The 17,340-nt window shown below is 69.3% G+C and carries 12 protein-coding genes and 1 riboswitch; of the genes, 7 read left to right on the plus strand and 5 right to left on the minus strand.

Annotated elements, in window-relative coordinates:
* Nucleotides 1–5: 5 nt before the first annotated feature.
* Nucleotides 6–1,115 carry an ABC transporter substrate-binding protein gene (locus tag J2739_RS22620; protein ID WP_309905841.1) on the minus strand — a complete coding sequence of 370 codons (1,110 nt, stop codon included), beginning with the start codon at nucleotides 1,113–1,115 and terminating at the stop codon, nucleotides 6–8.
* 167 nt (nucleotides 1,116–1,282) lie between these two features.
* On the opposite strand from J2739_RS22620, the gene uvrA reads away from it, so the two are divergent.
* Both uvrA and J2739_RS22630 read left to right on the plus strand, forming a co-directional pair.
* The gene (gene uvrA, locus J2739_RS22625; protein WP_309905843.1) at nucleotides 1,283–7,402 is read left to right on the plus strand and encodes an excinuclease ABC subunit UvrA; all 6,120 of its coding nucleotides are present in this window, start codon (nucleotides 1,283–1,285) and stop codon (nucleotides 7,400–7,402) included.
* A gap of 112 nt (nucleotides 7,403–7,514) precedes the next feature.
* Nucleotides 7,515–8,468: a tripartite tricarboxylate transporter substrate binding protein gene (locus J2739_RS22630; RefSeq protein ID WP_309905845.1), complete on the plus strand. Its 954-nt coding sequence runs from the start codon at nucleotides 7,515–7,517 to the stop codon at nucleotides 8,466–8,468.
* Nucleotides 8,469–8,480: 12 nt separating this feature from the next.
* Here J2739_RS22630 and J2739_RS22635 read toward each other — a convergent pair whose 3' ends face one another.
* Nucleotides 8,481–9,326: a GNAT family N-acetyltransferase gene (locus J2739_RS22635; RefSeq protein WP_309905847.1), complete on the minus strand. Its 846-nt coding sequence runs from the start codon at nucleotides 9,324–9,326 to the stop codon at nucleotides 8,481–8,483.
* 85 nt (nucleotides 9,327–9,411) lie between these two features.
* Here J2739_RS22635 and trxC point away from each other — a divergent pair, with 85 nt between their 5' ends.
* Nucleotides 9,412–9,849, plus strand: a complete 438-nt coding sequence (gene trxC, locus J2739_RS22640) for a thioredoxin TrxC (RefSeq protein WP_309905848.1) — start codon at nucleotides 9,412–9,414, stop codon at nucleotides 9,847–9,849.
* Nucleotides 9,850–9,929: 80 nt separating this feature from the next.
* Here trxC and J2739_RS22645 read toward each other — a convergent pair whose 3' ends face one another.
* Together J2739_RS22645 and J2739_RS22650 are read right to left on the minus strand one after the other, a co-directional pair.
* A complete protein-coding gene (locus J2739_RS22645; protein WP_405053932.1) occupies nucleotides 9,930–10,754 on the minus strand; it encodes an HAD-IIB family hydrolase in 825 nt (274 codons plus the stop codon).
* A 42-nt stretch (nucleotides 10,755–10,796) separates the two neighbouring features.
* On the minus strand, nucleotides 10,797–12,425 hold the full coding sequence (locus J2739_RS22650; RefSeq protein ID WP_309905851.1) for a peptide chain release factor 3: 1,629 nt from the start codon (nucleotides 12,423–12,425) through the stop codon (nucleotides 10,797–10,799).
* Nucleotides 12,426–12,520: 95 nt separating this feature from the next.
* A riboswitch (S-adenosyl-L-homocysteine riboswitch) is annotated at nucleotides 12,521–12,588 on the plus strand.
* A gap of 61 nt (nucleotides 12,589–12,649) precedes the next feature.
* Between J2739_RS22650 and ahcY the strand changes: the two genes are divergently transcribed.
* From ahcY to J2739_RS22670, 4 genes are read left to right on the plus strand one after another with little or no spacing between them, the layout of a single operon-like run.
* Nucleotides 12,650–14,077 (plus strand): adenosylhomocysteinase, encoded by a 1,428-nt coding sequence (ahcY, locus tag J2739_RS22655; RefSeq protein WP_309905853.1) that lies wholly within the window; start codon nucleotides 12,650–12,652, stop codon nucleotides 14,075–14,077.
* A gap of 20 nt (nucleotides 14,078–14,097) precedes the next feature.
* Nucleotides 14,098–14,895, plus strand: coding sequence for a TlyA family RNA methyltransferase (locus J2739_RS22660; RefSeq protein ID WP_309905855.1), 798 nt, complete (start codon nucleotides 14,098–14,100; stop codon nucleotides 14,893–14,895).
* Complete coding sequence (metF, locus tag J2739_RS22665; protein WP_309905857.1) at nucleotides 14,873–15,706, plus strand: methylenetetrahydrofolate reductase [NAD(P)H]; 834 nt, start codon at nucleotides 14,873–14,875, stop codon at nucleotides 15,704–15,706. Before J2739_RS22660 ends, metF begins: the two co-directional genes overlap by 23 nt.
* A complete protein-coding gene (locus J2739_RS22670; RefSeq protein ID WP_309905859.1) occupies nucleotides 15,703–16,383 on the plus strand; it encodes a septal ring lytic transglycosylase RlpA family protein in 681 nt (226 codons plus the stop codon). The genes metF and J2739_RS22670 overlap by 4 nt, the downstream gene beginning before the upstream one ends.
* A 10-nt stretch (nucleotides 16,384–16,393) precedes the next feature.
* Here J2739_RS22670 and J2739_RS22675 read toward each other — a convergent pair whose 3' ends face one another.
* Nucleotides 16,394–17,296 carry a 23S rRNA (adenine(2030)-N(6))-methyltransferase RlmJ gene (locus J2739_RS22675; RefSeq protein ID WP_309905862.1) on the minus strand — a complete coding sequence of 301 codons (903 nt, stop codon included), beginning with the start codon at nucleotides 17,294–17,296 and terminating at the stop codon, nucleotides 16,394–16,396.
* Nucleotides 17,297–17,340: the final 44 nt, after the last annotated feature.

Here is a 17,340-nt window from a genome sequence, read left to right on the forward strand (position 1 = left end):
AGGCCTCAGCGTTTGAACATCCCGTCGCTGATGATCGAAAGGTCGGCGAAATCGATGCCCGAGTGGTCCTGCGGCGAGTAATTCACCTCCAGCCCGCCGCCGAGATCGAAGTTGCGCAGGCCTTCCAGCGCCGCCAGCACCCGGGCCCGCGTCGGCTTCGGGCCGGCGCGGCGCAGGGCCTCGACCAGGACCTTGGCCGAGGCGTAGCCTTCGAGCGCGGCCGGCGACAGCGCCTGCTGGCCCTTGGCGCGCGCCAGCGCCAATGCCTCCTTGACCATCGGATGGCCGATCGAACGCTCGCTCGGAAAGACCTGCGCCACGATCACGCCGCGGCTCTGATCGCCCAGCTGCTTGATGAAGCCCGAGGACGCGTTGTTGGACAGCGTGACCACCTGGGCCGACGAACCCGCCGCGCGCAGCGCCTTGACGCCGTCGGCCACGGCAGTGCTGGAGGCGATCCACACCACGGCCTGGACCCGCGCGGCCGCGAGCTGCGGCACGATGGCCGCGTAGTCGGGCTTGTCGCGGTCGGTCGGCACCACCAGCGCCGGCTTGACCCTGGCCTTGCCGAAGCCGGTCATCGCCCCTTCCAGGCCGTCCTTGCCGAAGGAGTCGGACACATGCACCACCGCGATCCGCTCGAGGCCGATGGTCAGCAGGTGGGCCACGGCCTTCTCGGCCTCGCGCTGGTAGGTGGAGCGCACGTTGAACACATGCTTTTGCAACGGCCGGTGCAGCACCATGGCGCCGGTGGAAGGGCCGATGAGCGCCACGCCGTATTTGTCGAGCCACGGGATGATGGCCTGCGAGTGCGGCGTGCCGCGGCTCATGAAGAGCGCCACCACCTTCTTGTCCTCGATCAGCACGCGTGCGTTCTCGCCGGCGCGCTTGACGTCGAAGCCGTCGTCCAAGCGCAGCATCTCGATCTTCTCGCCGTGGACCCCGCCCTGCGCGTTGGCCGCATCGATCGCCAACTGCGCACCGAAGATGGTTTCGTTGACGCCGGTTGCGGCCGAGCCGGTGATGCCGGCGGTCTGCCCGACCAGGACCTGGGCGGCGGCATGGACGCTGGCCAGTGCCAACAGGGCGGCCACGCAGAGCGCGCGCATGTGCATGAGAATTTCTCCTGAGTACGATCAATAGGGGCGAAGGTGCCGCTGATTGAGTCACGTCCGGCATCCGGTTTTCTCCAGGTAAACCCCTGCCGAACGGCCGGCCATGTGAACCTTTGCACGTTGTCGGCCGCCGGTTTCTAGAATGTCTGCCCCACCCCAAGGCACGCATGACACAGGGCTTCATCCGGATACGCGGTGCACGTCAGCACAATCTCCAGAATCTCGACCTCGACATCCGCACCGGCGAGATGACCGTGGTCACCGGCCCGAGCGGTTCGGGCAAGTCGAGCCTCGTGTTCGACACGCTCTATGCCGAAGGCCAGCGGCGCTATGTCGAAACCTTCTCGGCCTATGCGCGGCAGTTCCTCGATCGCATGGACAAGCCGGCCGTCGACAAGGTGGAAGGCGTACCGCCCGCCATCGCCATCGACCAGACCAACCCGGTGCGCTCCTCGCGCTCGACCGTCGGCACGATGACCGAGCTCAACGACCACCTGAAGCTGCTGTACGCGCGCGCCGCCCAGCTCTTCGACCGCGAGACGGCGCTGCCGGTGCGGCACGATTCCCCGGACTCCATCTATGCCGAGCTGATGTCTCGTGCCGCCTCGGCGGGCGATCTGCGGCTGGTGCTGACCTTCCCGGTCGAGCTGCCGGCCGGCACCAGCGCCGACGAGGTGCAGCAATGGTTGTCGGCCAGCGGCTTCACGCGGGTGCAGGGCGAGCGCGAGGTCGCCACGCCCACCGGGCCGCGCAAGGTGCTGGACGTGGTGGCCGACCGCTTCCGCATCGCGAACACCGAGCGCGTGCGGGTGATCGAGGCAATCGAGGTGGCCCTGAAGCGCGGCAGCGGGCGGCTCACCGTGCATGCGTTGCCTTCCGAAGAGGGCGGCGAGCCGGAAGCCTGGAAATTCTCGACCGGCCTGCATTGCCCCGACACCGACATCCGCTACGGGGACCCGATCCCCTCGATGTTCTCCTTCAACTCGGCGGTGGGCGCCTGCGAGACCTGCCGCGGGTTCGGCCGAGTGATCGGCGTCGATCTCGGTCTGGTGATCCCCAACGACAGGCTCACGCTGCGCGCCGGCGCCATCAAGACCATCCAGACGCCGGCCTGGAAGGAAGCGCAGGACGACCTGATGCGCCATGCCGAAGCGGCAGGCATTCCGCGCGACACGCCCTGGAACAAGCTCACCGCCGAGCAGCAAGCCTGGGTGATCGAGGGCTCGCCGCACTGGAACGGCAAGTGGAACCAGCAGTGGTATGGCGTGCGCCGCTTCTTCGGCTACCTGGAGAGCAAGGCCTACAAGATGCACATCCGCGTGCTCTTGTCGAAGTACCGCAGTTACACGCCCTGCCCGGCCTGCGGGGGAGCGCGGCTCAAGCTGGAGAGTCTGCTGTGGCGCATCGGAAGCAAGCAGGACGCGGATGCGGTGCTGGCACCGTCGAAGCGCTTCATGCCGGTAGGCGTGAAGTGGTCGCGCGAGCAGCTGGAGGCGCTGCCGGGGCTGTGCCTGCATGACTTGATGATGTTGCCGATCGAAAGATTGAGGCAGTTCTTCGATGGGCAGCAGCCTTCGCCCCAACCCTTTCCCGCCAGCGGGAGCGGGGGGCCACAGCCGGGCGCAGGGGATGTGCGCCCGCTCCCGCCTGGAGAAGCCCGGGGCGATGGCGAGACCCAGGCGCTCAAGCTTCTCTTCGATGAGATCACCACCCGCCTGCGCTATCTCCACGACGTGGGCATCGGCTATCTCACGCTCGACCGCCAGAGCCGCACCCTGAGCGGCGGCGAGGTGCAGCGCATCAACCTCACGACGGCGCTCGGCACCTCGCTGGTCAACACGCTGTTCGTGCTCGACGAGCCCAGCATCGGCCTGCATCCGCGCGACATGAACCGCATCACCGAGGCCATGCTGCGCCTGCGCGACGCCGGCAACACGCTGGTGGTGGTGGAGCACGACCCGGCCGTGATGCTGGCGGCCGACCGTGTGATCGACATGGGCCCCGGGCCTGGCGCGCGCGGCGGGCAGATCGTGTTCGATGGCAGCACCGCCGAGCTGCGCCACGCCGACACGCTGACCGGCCAGTACCTGGGCGGGCGCAAGCAGATCGGGATGGGCTTCAAGCGCATGGTGAGCGACAACACGCCGCGGCTCATCCTCGAAGGCGTGCGCGAGCACAACCTGCGCGACATCACCGTCGAGTTCCCGCTCGCGCGGCTGGTCTGCGTCACCGGTGTCAGCGGCTCGGGCAAGTCGACGCTGATCCAGGACGTGCTGGCCCCCGCGCTGATGCGCCATTTCGGCAAGGCCACCGAGACCCCCGGCGCGCACGACCGGATGCTGGGCGCCGATCATCTGAGCGAGGTCGTGTTCGTCGACCAGTCGCCGATCGGCAAGACGGCGCGCTCCAACCCCGCGAGCTACGTGGGCGCCTGGGACGCCATCCGCGAGATCTTCGCCACCGCGACGCTGTCGCGGCAGCGTGGCTACACCGCGTCGAAGTTCAGCTTCAACAGCGGCGACGGGCGTTGCCCGACCTGCGGCGGCTCGGGCTTCGAGCACGTGGAGATGCAGTTTCTCTCCGACGTCTACCTGCGCTGCCCCGACTGCGACGGCAAGCGCTATCGTCCCGAAATCCTGGAAGTGAAGATCGAGCGCGGCGGCCGCAGCCACAACGTCGCCGGCATCCTCGAACTCACGGTGGCCGAGGCCGCGGCGCTGTTCGCGGGCGACCGCGAGGTGCTGCGTGCGCTGCAGCCCATCGTCGATGTCGGCCTGGACTACGTGAAGCTGGGCCAGCCCGTGCCGACCTTGTCGGGCGGCGAGGCGCAGCGCCTCAAGCTCGCAGGCTTCCTGGCCGAGGCGGCGAAGAACGCCAGCGCCAGCAAGCAGCCGCTGGCGCGCAAGGGCACGCTGTTCCTGTTCGACGAGCCGACCACCGGCCTGCACTTCGACGACATCGCGCGCCTCATGCGCGCGCTGCGCAAGCTGCTCGATGCCGGCCACTCGCTGGTGGTGATCGAGCACAACCTCGACGTGATCCGCGCCAGCGACTGGCTGATCGACCTCGGCCCCGAAGGCGGCGAGGGCGGGGGGCAGGTGGTGGCCGTGGGCACGCCCGAGCAGGTGCGCGAGAACCGCGCCTCGCTGACCGGGGCCGCCCTGATCGACTACGAGCGCGCCATCGGCCCCGGCGCCTACAAGCTCGCGGAGCGCGCCGCGCGCTCGTACGCGGCACGCACGCAGCAGCAGGTCGGCCGCGATGCGATCCAGATCGTTCATGCGCGCGAGCACAACCTCAAGAACCTGTCGGTCGACATCCCGCGCGGCAAGTTCAGCGTGGTGACCGGCGTCAGCGGTTCGGGCAAGTCCACGCTGGCCTTCGACATCCTGTTCAACGAGGGACAGCGTCGCTACCTCGAATCGCTCAACGCCTACGCACGCAGCATCGTGCAGCCGGCGGGGCGGCCGGAGGTGGACGCGGTCTATGGCATCCCGCCCACGGTCGCGATCGAGCAGCGGCTGTCGCGCGGCGGTCGCAAGAGCACGGTGGGCACCACCACCGAGGTCTGGCACTTCCTGCGCCTGCTCTACGTCAAGCTGGGCATCCAGCATTGCATCCACGACGGCGCGGCGGTGCAGCCGCAGACGCCCGACAGCATCGCGGCGCAGCTGCTGAAGAATTTCAGGGGCCAGCACATCGGCCTGCTGGCGCCGCTGGTGAGCAACCGCAAGGGCGTCTATACCGAGCTGGCCGACTGGGCGCGGCCACGTGGCTTCACGCACCTGCGGGTCGATGGCGAGTTCCTGCCGACCACCGGCTTCCCGCGTCTCGATCGCTTCAAGGAACACAGCATCGAGCTGCCGGTGGCCAGCCTCGACGTGGAGCCGGCGAAGGAGGCCGAGCTGCGCGAGGCGCTGGCCCGCGCGCTGGAACACGGCAAGGGCGTGGTGCACGTGCTGAGCGAGCTCACCGGCCTGCGCGGCGCCATGATGGCGGCGGCGCCCACCGTGGGCATCGGCCGCGTGCAGGTGTTCTCGACGCTGCGCGCCTGCCCGGTATGCAGCACCAGCTATGCCGAGCTGGACCCGCGGCTGTTCTCGTACAACAGCAAGCACGGCTGGTGCCCGGACTGCGTGGGCACCGGCGTCAAGCTCACGAAGGAGCAGCGCAAGGTCTACGACGATTCGACGATGGCGGAGGACAACCGCGGCAGGGAGCAGACCTTCGCGGAGCCCGAGGTGGAGGACGTGGGCGATGTGGCGTGCCCGGCCTGCCAGGGCACGCGGCTGAATCCCACGGCGCGGGCGGTGGTGTTCGGCGGCGACATCGCTCGCCCCGGCCCGTTGCCCGCAGAGGAGGGAAAGCCGATCCTCGGGGCGGATGCCGGCCCGGCGGCGGACGCCGATCTGCCCTCACACGAGTCCCCCGCCACCGCGACGGACCCTGATCTGCTCCCTCTCCCCCCCGCAGGAAAGGGCTGGGGCGAGGGCGGCATCGCCATCACGCAACTCGCCCGCATGAGCGTCACCGACATTCGCATCTGGTTCGACCACATCGCGCTCACCGGCCGGCAAGCCGAGATCGCGCGCGACCTGGTCCCCGAGATCCGCAGCCGCCTCGAGTTCCTCGAGGAGGTCGGCCTCGGCTACCTCACCCTGGACCGCGGCGCCCCGACGCTCTCGGGCGGCGAGGCGCAGCGCATCCGTCTGGCGGCGCAGCTGGGCAGCAACCTGCAGGGCGTGTGCTACGTGCTGGACGAACCCACCATCGGCCTGCACGCGCGCGACAACCAGATCCTGCTGGACGCGCTGCACAAGCTGGGCGAGAAGGGCAACACGCTGGTGGTGGTGGAGCACGACGAGGACACCATCCGCCGCGCCGATCACATCATCGACATCGGCCCGAGCGCGGGCAAGCGCGGCGGGCGGCTGGTGGCCGAGGGCAGCGTGGCCGATCTGGAGCGCGCGAGCGATTCGCAGACCGGGCGTTACCTGCGCGATGCCATTCGACATCCTCTTCAGCCCAGGCGGGCTGTCTTCCTGCCTCCCGCCCCCGCGGAGACCGGGGCCGTGGCCACGGCGCCTCCAAAGCCGCAGCGCAACAAGGCCGCCGCGCGCCCCCACGCCAACCCTTCCCCGGAGGCGGAGGGAGCGCTGCGCTGGCTGACCGTGCGCGGCGCGAACCTGCACAACCTGCAGCAGGTCACGGTGACCCTGCCGCTCAACCGCCTGGTCGCGGTCACCGGCGTCAGCGGCTCCGGCAAGTCCACCCTCGCGCGCGACGTGCTGCTCGCCAACGTCCATGCCATCGTCGCGCAGCGCATGACCAAGGCCGGCCGCGACGCCGACGCCGCGGGCAAGCGCCCCGCATGGACCGGCTGCGCCGCCGTCGACGGCTACGAGCCCATCGACCGGGTGCTCGAAGTCGATCAGACGCCCATCGGCAAGACCCCGCGCAGCTGCCCCGCCACCTACATCGGCTTCTGGGACACCATCCGCAAGCTCTTCGCCGACACGCTGGAGGCCAAGGCACGCGGCTATGGTCCGGGCCGCTTCAGCTTCAACACCGGCGAGGGCCGCTGCCCCGGCTGCGAGGGCGCCGGCGTGCGGACCATCGAGATGAGCTTCCTGCCCGACGTCAAGGTCCCTTGCGAGGTCTGCCATGGCGCGCGCTTCAATCCCGAGACGCTGGCCGTGAGCTGGCGCGGCAAGAGCATCGGCGACGTGCTGCAGATGGAGGTGGACGAGGCCGTCGAGTTCTTCGCCTCCATGCCCCACATCAGCCATCCGCTGCAGCTGCTCAAGGACGTGGGACTGGGCTACCTCACATTGGGCCAGCCCTCGCCGACGCTCTCGGGCGGCGAGGCGCAGCGCATCAAGCTGGTGACCGAGCTCAGCAAGGTGCGCGACGACGTCACGCGGCGCGGCAACAAATCGCCGCACACGCTCTACGTGCTCGACGAGCCGACGGTGGGCCTGCACATGGCCGATGTCGAAAAGCTGATCCACGTGCTGCACCGGCTGGTGAACGGCGGGCACAGCGTGGTGGTGATCGAGCACGACCTCGACGTCATCGCCGAGGCCGACTGGCTGATCGACCTCGGCCCCGAGGGCGGCGACGGCGGCGGCCGCGTGGTGGCGTCCGCGCCGCCGGAAGAGGTGGTGCGCCTGCGCACGCACACCGGCGTCGCGCTGGCGCCGGTGCTGGCGCGCGGAGCCGGCCGGCACGAGGTGGTGCAGCTGCCGGTCACGGCGACGCCGGTGCCGATGCGGCGCGAGGCCTGATCACTTCTGCAACGCCCCTGACGCTCCCGCGACAGGCCGGGGGTCAGCCCCGATTGCCGGGATTGCCGCCGCGCGGCCAAATGGCGGCCTTTCGCAGTCCTGGAGCCCTCTCATGTTTCGCCGATCCTTCCTGTGCGCCGCCCTCGGCCTCGCGGCCGTCGCTGCCCATGCCCAGACGTTTCCCGCCAAGCCGATCAAGCTGGTGATCGCTTTCCCGGCCGGTGGGCCGACCGACATCACGATGCGGCAACTGGCCGACAACGCCTCGAAGATCATCGGCCAGCCGGTCGTGGTGGAGAACAAGCCCGGTGCCGGCGGCACGCTGCCCGCGCAGGCCCTGCAAACCGCACCCGCCGACGGCTACACCATCGCCCAGATCCCGCTGGGCGTGTTCCGCCTGCCCTACACGACCAAGATCAACTGGGACCCGGTGAAGGACATCAGCTACGTGATCAACGTCACCGGCTATGCCTTCGGCATCGTCGTGCCGGCCAACAGCCCGTTCAAGACCTGGCAGGACTTCGTGGCCTATGCCAAGGCCAACCCAGGCCGGCTGACCTATGGCTCGACCGGCAACCTGACCAGCCCCCACCTCACCACCGAGCTGATCGCGCAGAAGGCCGGCATCGAGCTGCAGCACGTGCCCTACAAGGGCAGCGCCGACCTGATGCTGGCGGTGATCAGCGGCCAGCTCATGGCCGCGGCCGACAGCACCGGCTTCGCGCCGCAGGTGGAGGCCGGCAAGCTGCGCGTGCTCAACACCTGGGGCGAGAAGCGGCTGGCCAAGTTCCCGGACGCGCCGACGCTGAAGGAGCTGGGCTACGACATCGTGCAGAACTCGCCCTTCGGCATCGGCGCACCCAAGGGCACGCCGCCTGAGGTGGTGAAGAAGCTGCACGATGCCTTCAAGCAGGCGATGGAAGAGCCGAGCTACGTGGCGGCGCTGGGCCGCTACGACATGCTGCCCAACTACATGAGCTCGGCCGACTACACGAAGTTCGCGCAGGCGACCTTCACGCGCGAGAAGGCGCTCATCGAGAAGCTGGGGCTGGCCAAGCCGCAGTGAGGGCCCGGGCGACTATCCGAGTTCGAAGCTCGTGATGCCATAGACCCGCTGCAGCTCGCAGGCCGGGGCCGGCCCGGCGTACATCCTCGCGGTCTCGAAGACGCACTGCAGGCCGAGGGCCTGCGTCAGCGCGGCGGCGGCGGCGTTGGGCAGCGGCACGTCGAGGTACACCGTGTCCCCGGCCGGCACCTGGGCACACAACGCGGCGTACAAGGCGCTCGCGATTTCGGGCGTGTCGGCGACCAGCGGGCCGATCTTGTGGCCCTCGCGACAGCGCCGGATCAGCCCCCAGCCGGCGACGGCTCCGTCGGCGACCCACGCCCGGCCGGTGGCGTCGGGCATCGCGGTCCAGCAGCGCAGGAAAGCGTCGCGCGGCGCGGGGAAGACGCGGCGGTCGTCGGCGCACAGTGACTCGAAGGGAACGCCGGCGAGCGGCACGATCGAGGGGGTCGGGGCCTGCGCCGCGCGGCCGGCCGGACCGGCGAAGCGGGCGTTGTTCCAGGCCAGCGCAAAGCCGCTCCTGCGGTAGTTGTCCTGCTGCGCGGGCACGCCGTCGAGGCCCACCACGTGGTCCTTCAGTCGGCGCATGCCGGCGGTCCATAGCCGAAGGCCGATGCCGCGCCCCCGCCATTCGGGCCGCACGATGTACAGGCCGATGAAGCCGAAGCGGCCGGCGTAGGACACGGCGGAGATGCAGCCCACCGGCTCGTCGCCGCATTCGGCGAGCAGGAAGCCCCCGGGGTCGGCGGCGTGGAAGCAGGCGGCATCGTGCAGGCCGGGATTCCAGCCCTCGTTCGCGGCCCATTCGATCGCGAGCGCGACTTCGGCCTCGCGCATGGGGCGGATGGTGCATTTCATGTGCGGCATTGTGGCGCGGCATGACCGGCTTGCATTCGCCGCGCCCGGCCCCAGTTCCGGGGGAATGACCGCGCCGGAGTCCCCCATGAACGAATCGTTGCACGTCGTCTGCCCCCATTGCCACACCACCAACCGCGTGCGCCAGGCGCAACTGGGCAGCGCGCCCGACTGCGGCAGTTGCCACCGCGCGCTCTTCACCGGCCATTCGACCGCGCTCGACCAGGCGGCCTTCGAGCGCCACATCGGCCGCAACGAGATACCGGTGCTGGTGGATTTCTGGGCGCCCTGGTGCGGCCCCTGCCGGCAGATGGCGCCCGGCTTCGAGCAGGCCGCGGCGCAGCTCGAGCCGCAGGTGCGGCTGGCAAAGGTCGACACCGAGGCCGTGCCGGCGCTGGGCGCGCGCTTCAACATCCGAAGCATCCCGACCTTGGCCTTGTTCCGCGGCGGCCGCGAGATCGCGCGTCAGGCCGGCGCCATGGGCGCGGCCGACATCGTGCGCTGGGCCCGCGCGCAGCTGGGCTGAGCCGTCGTTCCCCGACGCTGGCGCTGCGCGCGCCGGTGGGCGTCACCGCGCGATGAACGAGATGAGGGTGCCCGCGGGCCTCAGGCGCGGCGCGCCTGGAGGATGGCCGCCGCCACTTCGGCGAAGCCCGCGCCGCGCTCGCTGGGCGCCACGTAGCGCGGCAGATGCTGCAGCGCGGCCTCGAAGCGGCGGACGTTGGCCACGCCCACACTGTGCGCGAAGTGCTCGAACATCAGCGCGTCGTTGGTCGAGTCGCCGACGTAGGCCCAGCGCTGCATCTCGTGGTCGAGCGAACGGGCCCAGAGTTCGCGCACGATCCAGCGTGCGCCTTCCAGCTTGTTGTGATCGCCGTACCAGCCGTTGATGTGGATGCTGCTGACGGTGGCGTGCATGCCCTCGCTGCGCATCAGGCCAGCCACCCGCGCGATGGTTGCATCGTCGAGCCGGGTGAACTCGCTGTGGTCGATGGCGATGTCGCATTCGCGCCCGGCCGAATCGGTGGCGCGCCGGGCCGCGGGGATCTCGCGCTCGATGCGCGCGAGCACCGCCTGCATGCGCTCGAAGTTGCGCGCACGCGTGGCGGCGTCCTGCTGGTAGCGCTTCTCGACCCGGCCCGCCCCCGTGCGCACCAGCGCGACGGCACCGTTCTCCGCCACGATCGCATCGACCGGCCACACGCGCGCGAAGGGCTCGCTCCAGCCGACCGGCCGGCCGGTGATGGCGACCAGGTTCAGCCCTGCGGCGTGAAGTTCGTGCATGGCCTGGAGCGCATCGGGCGTGATGGCGCCGTCGGTGGTCAGCGTGTCGTCGATGTCGGTGAACACGCCGATGAGCGCGCGGCGCGCCCCCGCGCTCCAGCGGTCGAGGCAGAGCAGAGGGGGCGGCAAGTCAGGCGGCGTGGACATGGACGGTATCGAGAAGGGACTGCCCTGCACGGGCCGGGCCGATCAACCGGCGTTCTGCAGCGCCAGGCCCGCGTGCTCGCGCAGCGGATGGAAGTGGATCTTCGGAAAGCGCTCCTGCGCCAGCCGCACGTCGTACGGCGAGGTGCACAGGTAGGCCAGCGTGTCGGCCGCGTCCTTGGCCATGCGCGCCGGGTAGGCGTTGACGAACTCGCGCAGCTCGGCCGGCGTGTCGGCCGTGATCCATCGCGCGCCGGTGTACTGGCAGCCCTCGAGCCGCACGTCGGCGTCGTATTCGGCCTTCAAGCGGTGCTGCACCACTTCGAACTGCAGCTGGCCGACGGCACCCAGCAGCATCGGGCCGCCCACTTCGGGGCGAAACACCTGGATGGCACCTTCCTCGCCGAGCTGGGCCAGGCCCTGCTGCAGCTGCTTGGTGCGCAGCGGGTTCTTCAGGATCACGGTCATGAAGAGCTCGGGCGCGAAGAAGGGCAGACCGGTGAACTGCAGGCTCGCGCCGTCGGTGATGGTGTCGCCCAGCTGTACGCCGCCGTGCGTGGTGAAGCCGACGATGTCGCCCGCATAGGCCTCTTCCACCGCCTCGCGCCGCTGGCTCATGAAGGTCACGACGCTGGTGGGGCGCAGCTCCTTCGACGTGCGCTGCACCTTGAGCTTCATGCCCGGCGTGTACTTGCCCGAGGCCATGCGCACGAAGGCGATGCGGTCCCGGTGGTTGGCGTCCATGTTGGCCTGCACCTTGAACACCACGCCGGCGAAGTCTTTGTCCTCGGGCCGGATTTCCTTCACCACCGGCTGGCGGTTGACCACGACGGTGCTGGTGCGCGAGCGCGGCGAGGGCGCCAGGTCGACCAGCGCATCGAGCACTTCCATCACGCCGAAGTTGTTCACGCCGGAACCGAAGAACACGGGCGTCTGCTTGCCGGCCAGAAAGGCCTCGCGGTCCCAGGCGGGCGAAGCGCCGGTGGCCAATTCCATGCTTTCCATGGCGCCGTCGAAGTCAGCGCCGAAGCGCCTGGCCAGTGCGTCGCGCTCGCTCAGGGCAAGAGTTTCGAAGTCCTGCGGCAGACGTTCGCTGCCCGATTCGAACACCGTCATCGCCTGCGTGCGCAGGTTCATGATCCCGCGAAAGGTCTTGCCCTGACCCACGGGCCAGGTCATCGGCACGCAAGGCATGCCGAGTTCGCGCTCCACCTCGTCGAGGATGTCGAGCGGTTCGCGCACCTCACGGTCCATCTTGTTGACGAAGGTGATGATGGGCGTGTCGCGCTGGCGGCAGACCTCGATCAGGCGCCGCGTCTGCGCCTCGACGCCGTTGGCCGCGTCGATCACCATCAAGGCCGAGTCGACGGCAGTCAGCACGCGGTAGGTGTCTTCGGAGAAGTCCTTGTGGCCGGGCGTGTCGAGCAGGTTGATCACGTGCTCGCGGTAGACCATCTGCATCACCGAGCTGGCCACCGAGATGCCGCGTTGCTTCTCGATCTCCATCCAGTCGGAGGTGGCATGGCGCGAGGCCTTGCGCGCCTTGACCGAGCCGGCGATCTGGATCGCGCCGGAGAAGAGCAGCAGCTTCTCGGTCAGCGTGGTCTTGCCGGCGTCGGGGTGGGAAATGATCGCGAAGGTGCGGCGGCGGCGGGTTTCGGAGGCGAAGGACATGAGGAGGCAGGAATCGAAAGCGGCCGCTGATGCCGGCCGAACCCGCAATTATCGATGCCGGTGGCGTCCGGGCGTCGCTCGGGTAAAATCCGCCGCTTCCGAGGAGCGTTGCAGCGCCGCCAGGCGTGAGGCTCGGACCCTATCGCAACCACGCTCAACCGCTGTTCTCGCGGTGAGTTCTTCCCCGACCGCAGCGGCATCATTCAAACTTGTTTGGAGTCCACATGAGCGCCGTTCTCAAGCCCACCGCCGACCAGGCGATCGCCGACCTGTCCCTTGCCGCCTGGGGCCGCAAGGAAATCCGGATTGCCGAAACCGAGATGCCCGGCCTGATGGCCATCCGCGACGAGTTCGCCAAGACCCAGCCGCTGAAGGGCGCGCGCATCACCGGCTCGCTGCACATGACCATCCAGACCGCGGTGCTGATCGAAACCCTGCAGGCCCTGGGCGCCACCGTGCGCTGGGCCTCGTGCAACATCTTCTCGACCCAGGACCACGCGGCCGCAGCCATCGCGGCCAGCGGCACGCCGGTGTTCGCCATCAAGGGCGAATCGCTGGAGGACTACTGGGACTACACGCACCGCATCTTCGACTTCGGCCCCAAGGGCGCCGCCGGCGAAGGCCCGAACATGATCCTGGACGACGGCGGCGACGCCACGCTGCTGATGCACCTCGGCCAGAAGGCCGAGAAAGACCCGGGCGTGCTGGCCAACCCGACCAGCGACGAGGAGCGCATCCTCTACGCCGCGATCAAGGCCAAGCTGGCCGTCGATCCCACCTGGTACACGCGCAAGTCGGCCGAGATCATCGGCGTGACCGAGGAGACCACCACCGGCGTGCACCGCCTCAACGAAATGAGCGCCAAGGGCACGCTGCTGTTCCGCGCGATCAACGTGAACGACTCGGTCACCAAGAGCAAGTTCGACAACCTCTACGGCTGCCGCGAGTCGCTGGTGGACGGCATCAAGCGCGCCACCGACGTGATGATCGCCGGCAAGGTGGCGCTGGTGGCGGGCTATGGCGACGTGGGCAAGGGCTCGGCCCAGGCCCTGCGCGCGCTGAGCGCCCAGGTGTGGGTGACCGAGATCGACCCGATCAACGCGCTGCAGGCCGCGATGGAAGGCTACCGCGTCGTGACCATGGACTACGCGGCCGACAAGGCCGACATCTTCGTCACCACCACCGGCAACAAGGACGTCATCACGCATGGCCACATGGCCGCAATGAAGGACCAGGCGATCGTCTGCAACATCGGCCATTTCGACAACGAGATCGAGGTCGCCTCGCTCGAGCAGTACGAGTGGGAAGAGATCAAGCCGCAGGTCGACCACGTGATCTTCCCCGACGGCAAGCGCATCATCCTGCTGGCCAAGGGCCGGCTGGTGAACCTGGGTTGCGGCACGGGCCATCCGAGCTACGTGATGAGCTCCTCCTTCGCCAACCAGACCATCGCCCAGATCGAGCTCTTCACCAAGCCCGACGCCTACCAGGCGGGCAAGGTCTACGTGCTGCCGAAACACCTGGACGAGAAGGTCGCGCGCCTGCAGCTGTCCAAGCTCGGTGCCCAGCTCACGGTGCTGACGGATGCGCAGGCCGCCTACATCGGCGTCGACAAGAACGGTCCGTACAAGCCGGACACCTACCGCTACTGAGCGCGGAGCCGCGCCGCATCGTGCGCGCTGACCAGTTGCTCGTCGAACGCGGCCTGGCTGCCTCGCGCTCGCAGGCCGTGAGATTGATCGCGGCCGGCCTGCGCTGGCGCGACGGTGCGCGCTGGCGCACGGTGGTCAAGAACGGCGAGCAGTTGCCCGAGGACGCCGAGCTCGAACTGCTCGACGCGGCCGAGGCGCGCTATGTCTCGCGCGGCGGCCTCAAGCTCGAAGGCGCGCTGGCCTCGGCCGGCATCGATGCGAGCGGCAGGCGCTGTCTCGATGTCGGCCAGTCGACCGGCGGCTTCACCGATTGCCTGCTGCAGCAAGGTGCTGCGCATGTGGTGGGCGTCGACGTCGGGCATGGCCAGCTGCATCCGCGCCTGCGCGCCGATGCGCGCGTCACGGCGGTCGAGGGCATCAATGCGCGGGCGCTCGATGCCTCGGCGTGGGCAGCGGACGCGCCGGCGGACACGCAGTTCGGCCTGATCGTCGGCGACTTGTCCTTCATCTCGCTCACGCTGGTATTGCCGGCTCTGTTACCTTTGCTCGCCCCGACGGGCGAACTTCTGATGCTGGTCAAGCCTCAGTTCGAATTGCAGCCGGCGCAGATCGGCAAGGGCGGCATCGTGCGCGATGCCTCGCTCTACCCAGTGGTCGAGCAGCGCCTGCGTGCGGCCTGCGAGGCGCTCGGCCTGCAGGTGCGGGGCTGGTTCGACAGTCCCATCGCGGGTGGCGACGGCAACCGCGAATTCTTCATCCATGCCGCTTTCGCGAGCGGCCCACCAGGAGCCGGCCGTGCGCCTTCCGTTGAGCTTTGAGTTCTTTCCGCCCAAGACGCCCGAGGGCGTGGCCAAGCTGCGCGCCGTGCGCCAGCAGCTCTATTCGCGCCGGCCCGAGTTCTGCTCGGTGACCTATGGTGCCGGTGGCTCCACGCATGAGGGCACGTTCGGCACCGTGCGCCAGATCCTTGAAGAAGGCGTCGACGCCGCCTGCCACTTCTCCTGCATCGGCGCGACCCGCGCGACGGTGCGCGAACAACTGAAGGAACTCAAGGCCATGGGCGTCAAGCGGCTCGTGGCCCTGCGCGGCGATCTGCCCAGCGGCTACGGCATGGGCGGCGAGTTCCATTACGCGAGCGACCTGGTCGCCTTCATCCGCGAAGAGAGCGGCCGCGACTTCCACATCGAGGTCGCCTGCTATCCCGAGGTGCATCCGCAGGCACGCTCGCCCGAGGCCGACCTGCAAGCCTTCGCGGCGAAGGTGCGCGCCGGCGCCGACTCGGCCATCACGCAGTACTTCTACAGCCCCGAGGCCTACTTCCGCTTCGTGGAGGAAGCTCGAAGGCTGGGACTCGACACGCCGATCGTGCCCGGCGTCATGCCGATCATCAGTTCCACCCAGCTGATGCGCTTCTCCGACGCCTGCGGCGCCGAGATCCCGCGCTGGATCCGGTTGCGGCTGCAGGGCTTCGGCGACGACACGACGTCGATCAAGGCCTTCGGCCTCGACGTGGTCACCGAGCTCTGCGAGCGCCTGGCCAGCGGCGGCGCGCCGGCCCTGCATTTCTACACCATGAACCAGTCTGTGGCGACGCTCGCGTTGCTGGAGCGGCTGGGCTGGGAAGGATGAGCGGGCGCTGGATCGCGACACGGGTCGCTCTGGTCCTGGTCGCCGCCGCACTTGCCGCCTGCACCACCCCGCCCGCTTCGCCTCCTGCGACCACGGAAAGCGGCACCGGCCTGCGCCCGCTGTCGCGCCAGCCCGCGCTGCCGCCCGGCGCACCGGCGCGCTCGCAAGTGCCCTCGGTGCGCTACGACCTCGCGGTGTCGGGCACGGCGGAAGACGATGGCGTGCCAGGCGACGAGGGGCCGCGCGAGATCTTCGAGCGTGGCGGCGCGTCCTGGTACGGCATCCAGTTCCATCAGCGCAAGACCGCCAACGGAGAGCGCTTCGACATGACGGCGCTGACCGCCGCCCACAAGACGCTGCCCTTCAACACGCGCGTTTGCGTGCGCAGCCTGGTGAATGGGCGCGAGGTGCTGGTGCGCATCAACGACCGCGGGCCCTATTCGGCCGGGCGCATCATCGACCTCAGCCGCGCAGCGGCGGATGCGCTGGGCATGCTGGGGCTGGGGATCAAGCAGGTGGCGCTGTCGATCGTGGACAAGAACACGACACACTGCGGCGACACGGCGATCGACCCCGCAGCGATCGACGCGCCGCCACCGGAAGCCGAGGTCGCGAAACCCGCCGGCAACCCGGCGCCCCGGCGTACCCGCTTGGTGCCACTGCGCCTGCGGCGCTGAAGATCACCGCTCAGCCGCCGCTGTCGAGCGAGAAGGCGGCGTGGCGGTCCTGCGCGAGGCGCTGCGCCATCTGCGGCAGGGCGGCCTCGAGCTGGGCCTTGAGGGTGTAGGGCGGGTTGATCAGGAACATGCCGCTCGCGGGCAGCCCGGGCCGGTGCGTGGTGCCGGACGCATCGGTCAGGATCTTGCTCGACTTGACCGTCAGCGTCGCATGCAGCCAGGGCTTGCCCGCCTTGGCGGCCAGGGTCTTGAGGCGGCGCGGAAGGTCGTGCGCTTCGGGCCGCGGAATGATCGGGTGCCAGATCGCGTAGCTGCCGGTCGCGAAGCGCTTGAGCGCCTCGGCCGTGAAGTCGAGCACGCGCGTGTAGTCGCTCTTGATCTCGTAGCTCGGGTCGCACAGCACCAGCGCGCGGCGCGACGGCGGCGGCAGGAACTTGGTGGCGCTGCCGAAGCCGTCCTCGCGCAGCACGGTGATCCGGCGGCCGGCCTCCAGCTGGGCGATGTTGGCGTCCAGCGTGCGTGCGTCGGTCGGATGCAGCTCGAACAGCTTGAGCTTGTCGTGGTCGCGCAGCAAGTGCTGCGCGATGAAGGGCGAGCCGGGATAGATGCGCGCGCCGCCCTTGGGATTGAAGTCGTGCACTACCGCGAGGTAGCGCGCCAGAGCGTCGGCGAGCGGCGGCTGGGCGGTGCCGGGCTGGGTCTCGGAGACCAGCCGCAGCACCCCTTGGGCCGCTTCGCCGCTGGTGCCGGCATAGTCGCCGTCGAGCCGGTAGAGCCCGGCGCCGGCGTGGGTGTCGACCACGGTGAGCGCCGCGTCCTTCTCGAGCAGGTGCTCGAGCGTGGCGATCAGCACCGTGTGCTTGAGCACGTCGGCGTGGTTGCCGGCATGGAAGGCGTGGCGGTAGCTGAACATGAGAAATGGTGCCTGGAAAAAGAACGTGTGAGGGCGAGGCTCCC

Source organism: Variovorax soli (genome assembly GCF_031454625.1).
In the GTDB taxonomy this organism is placed as follows: Bacteria; Pseudomonadota; Gammaproteobacteria; order Burkholderiales; family Burkholderiaceae_C; genus Variovorax; species Variovorax soli_A.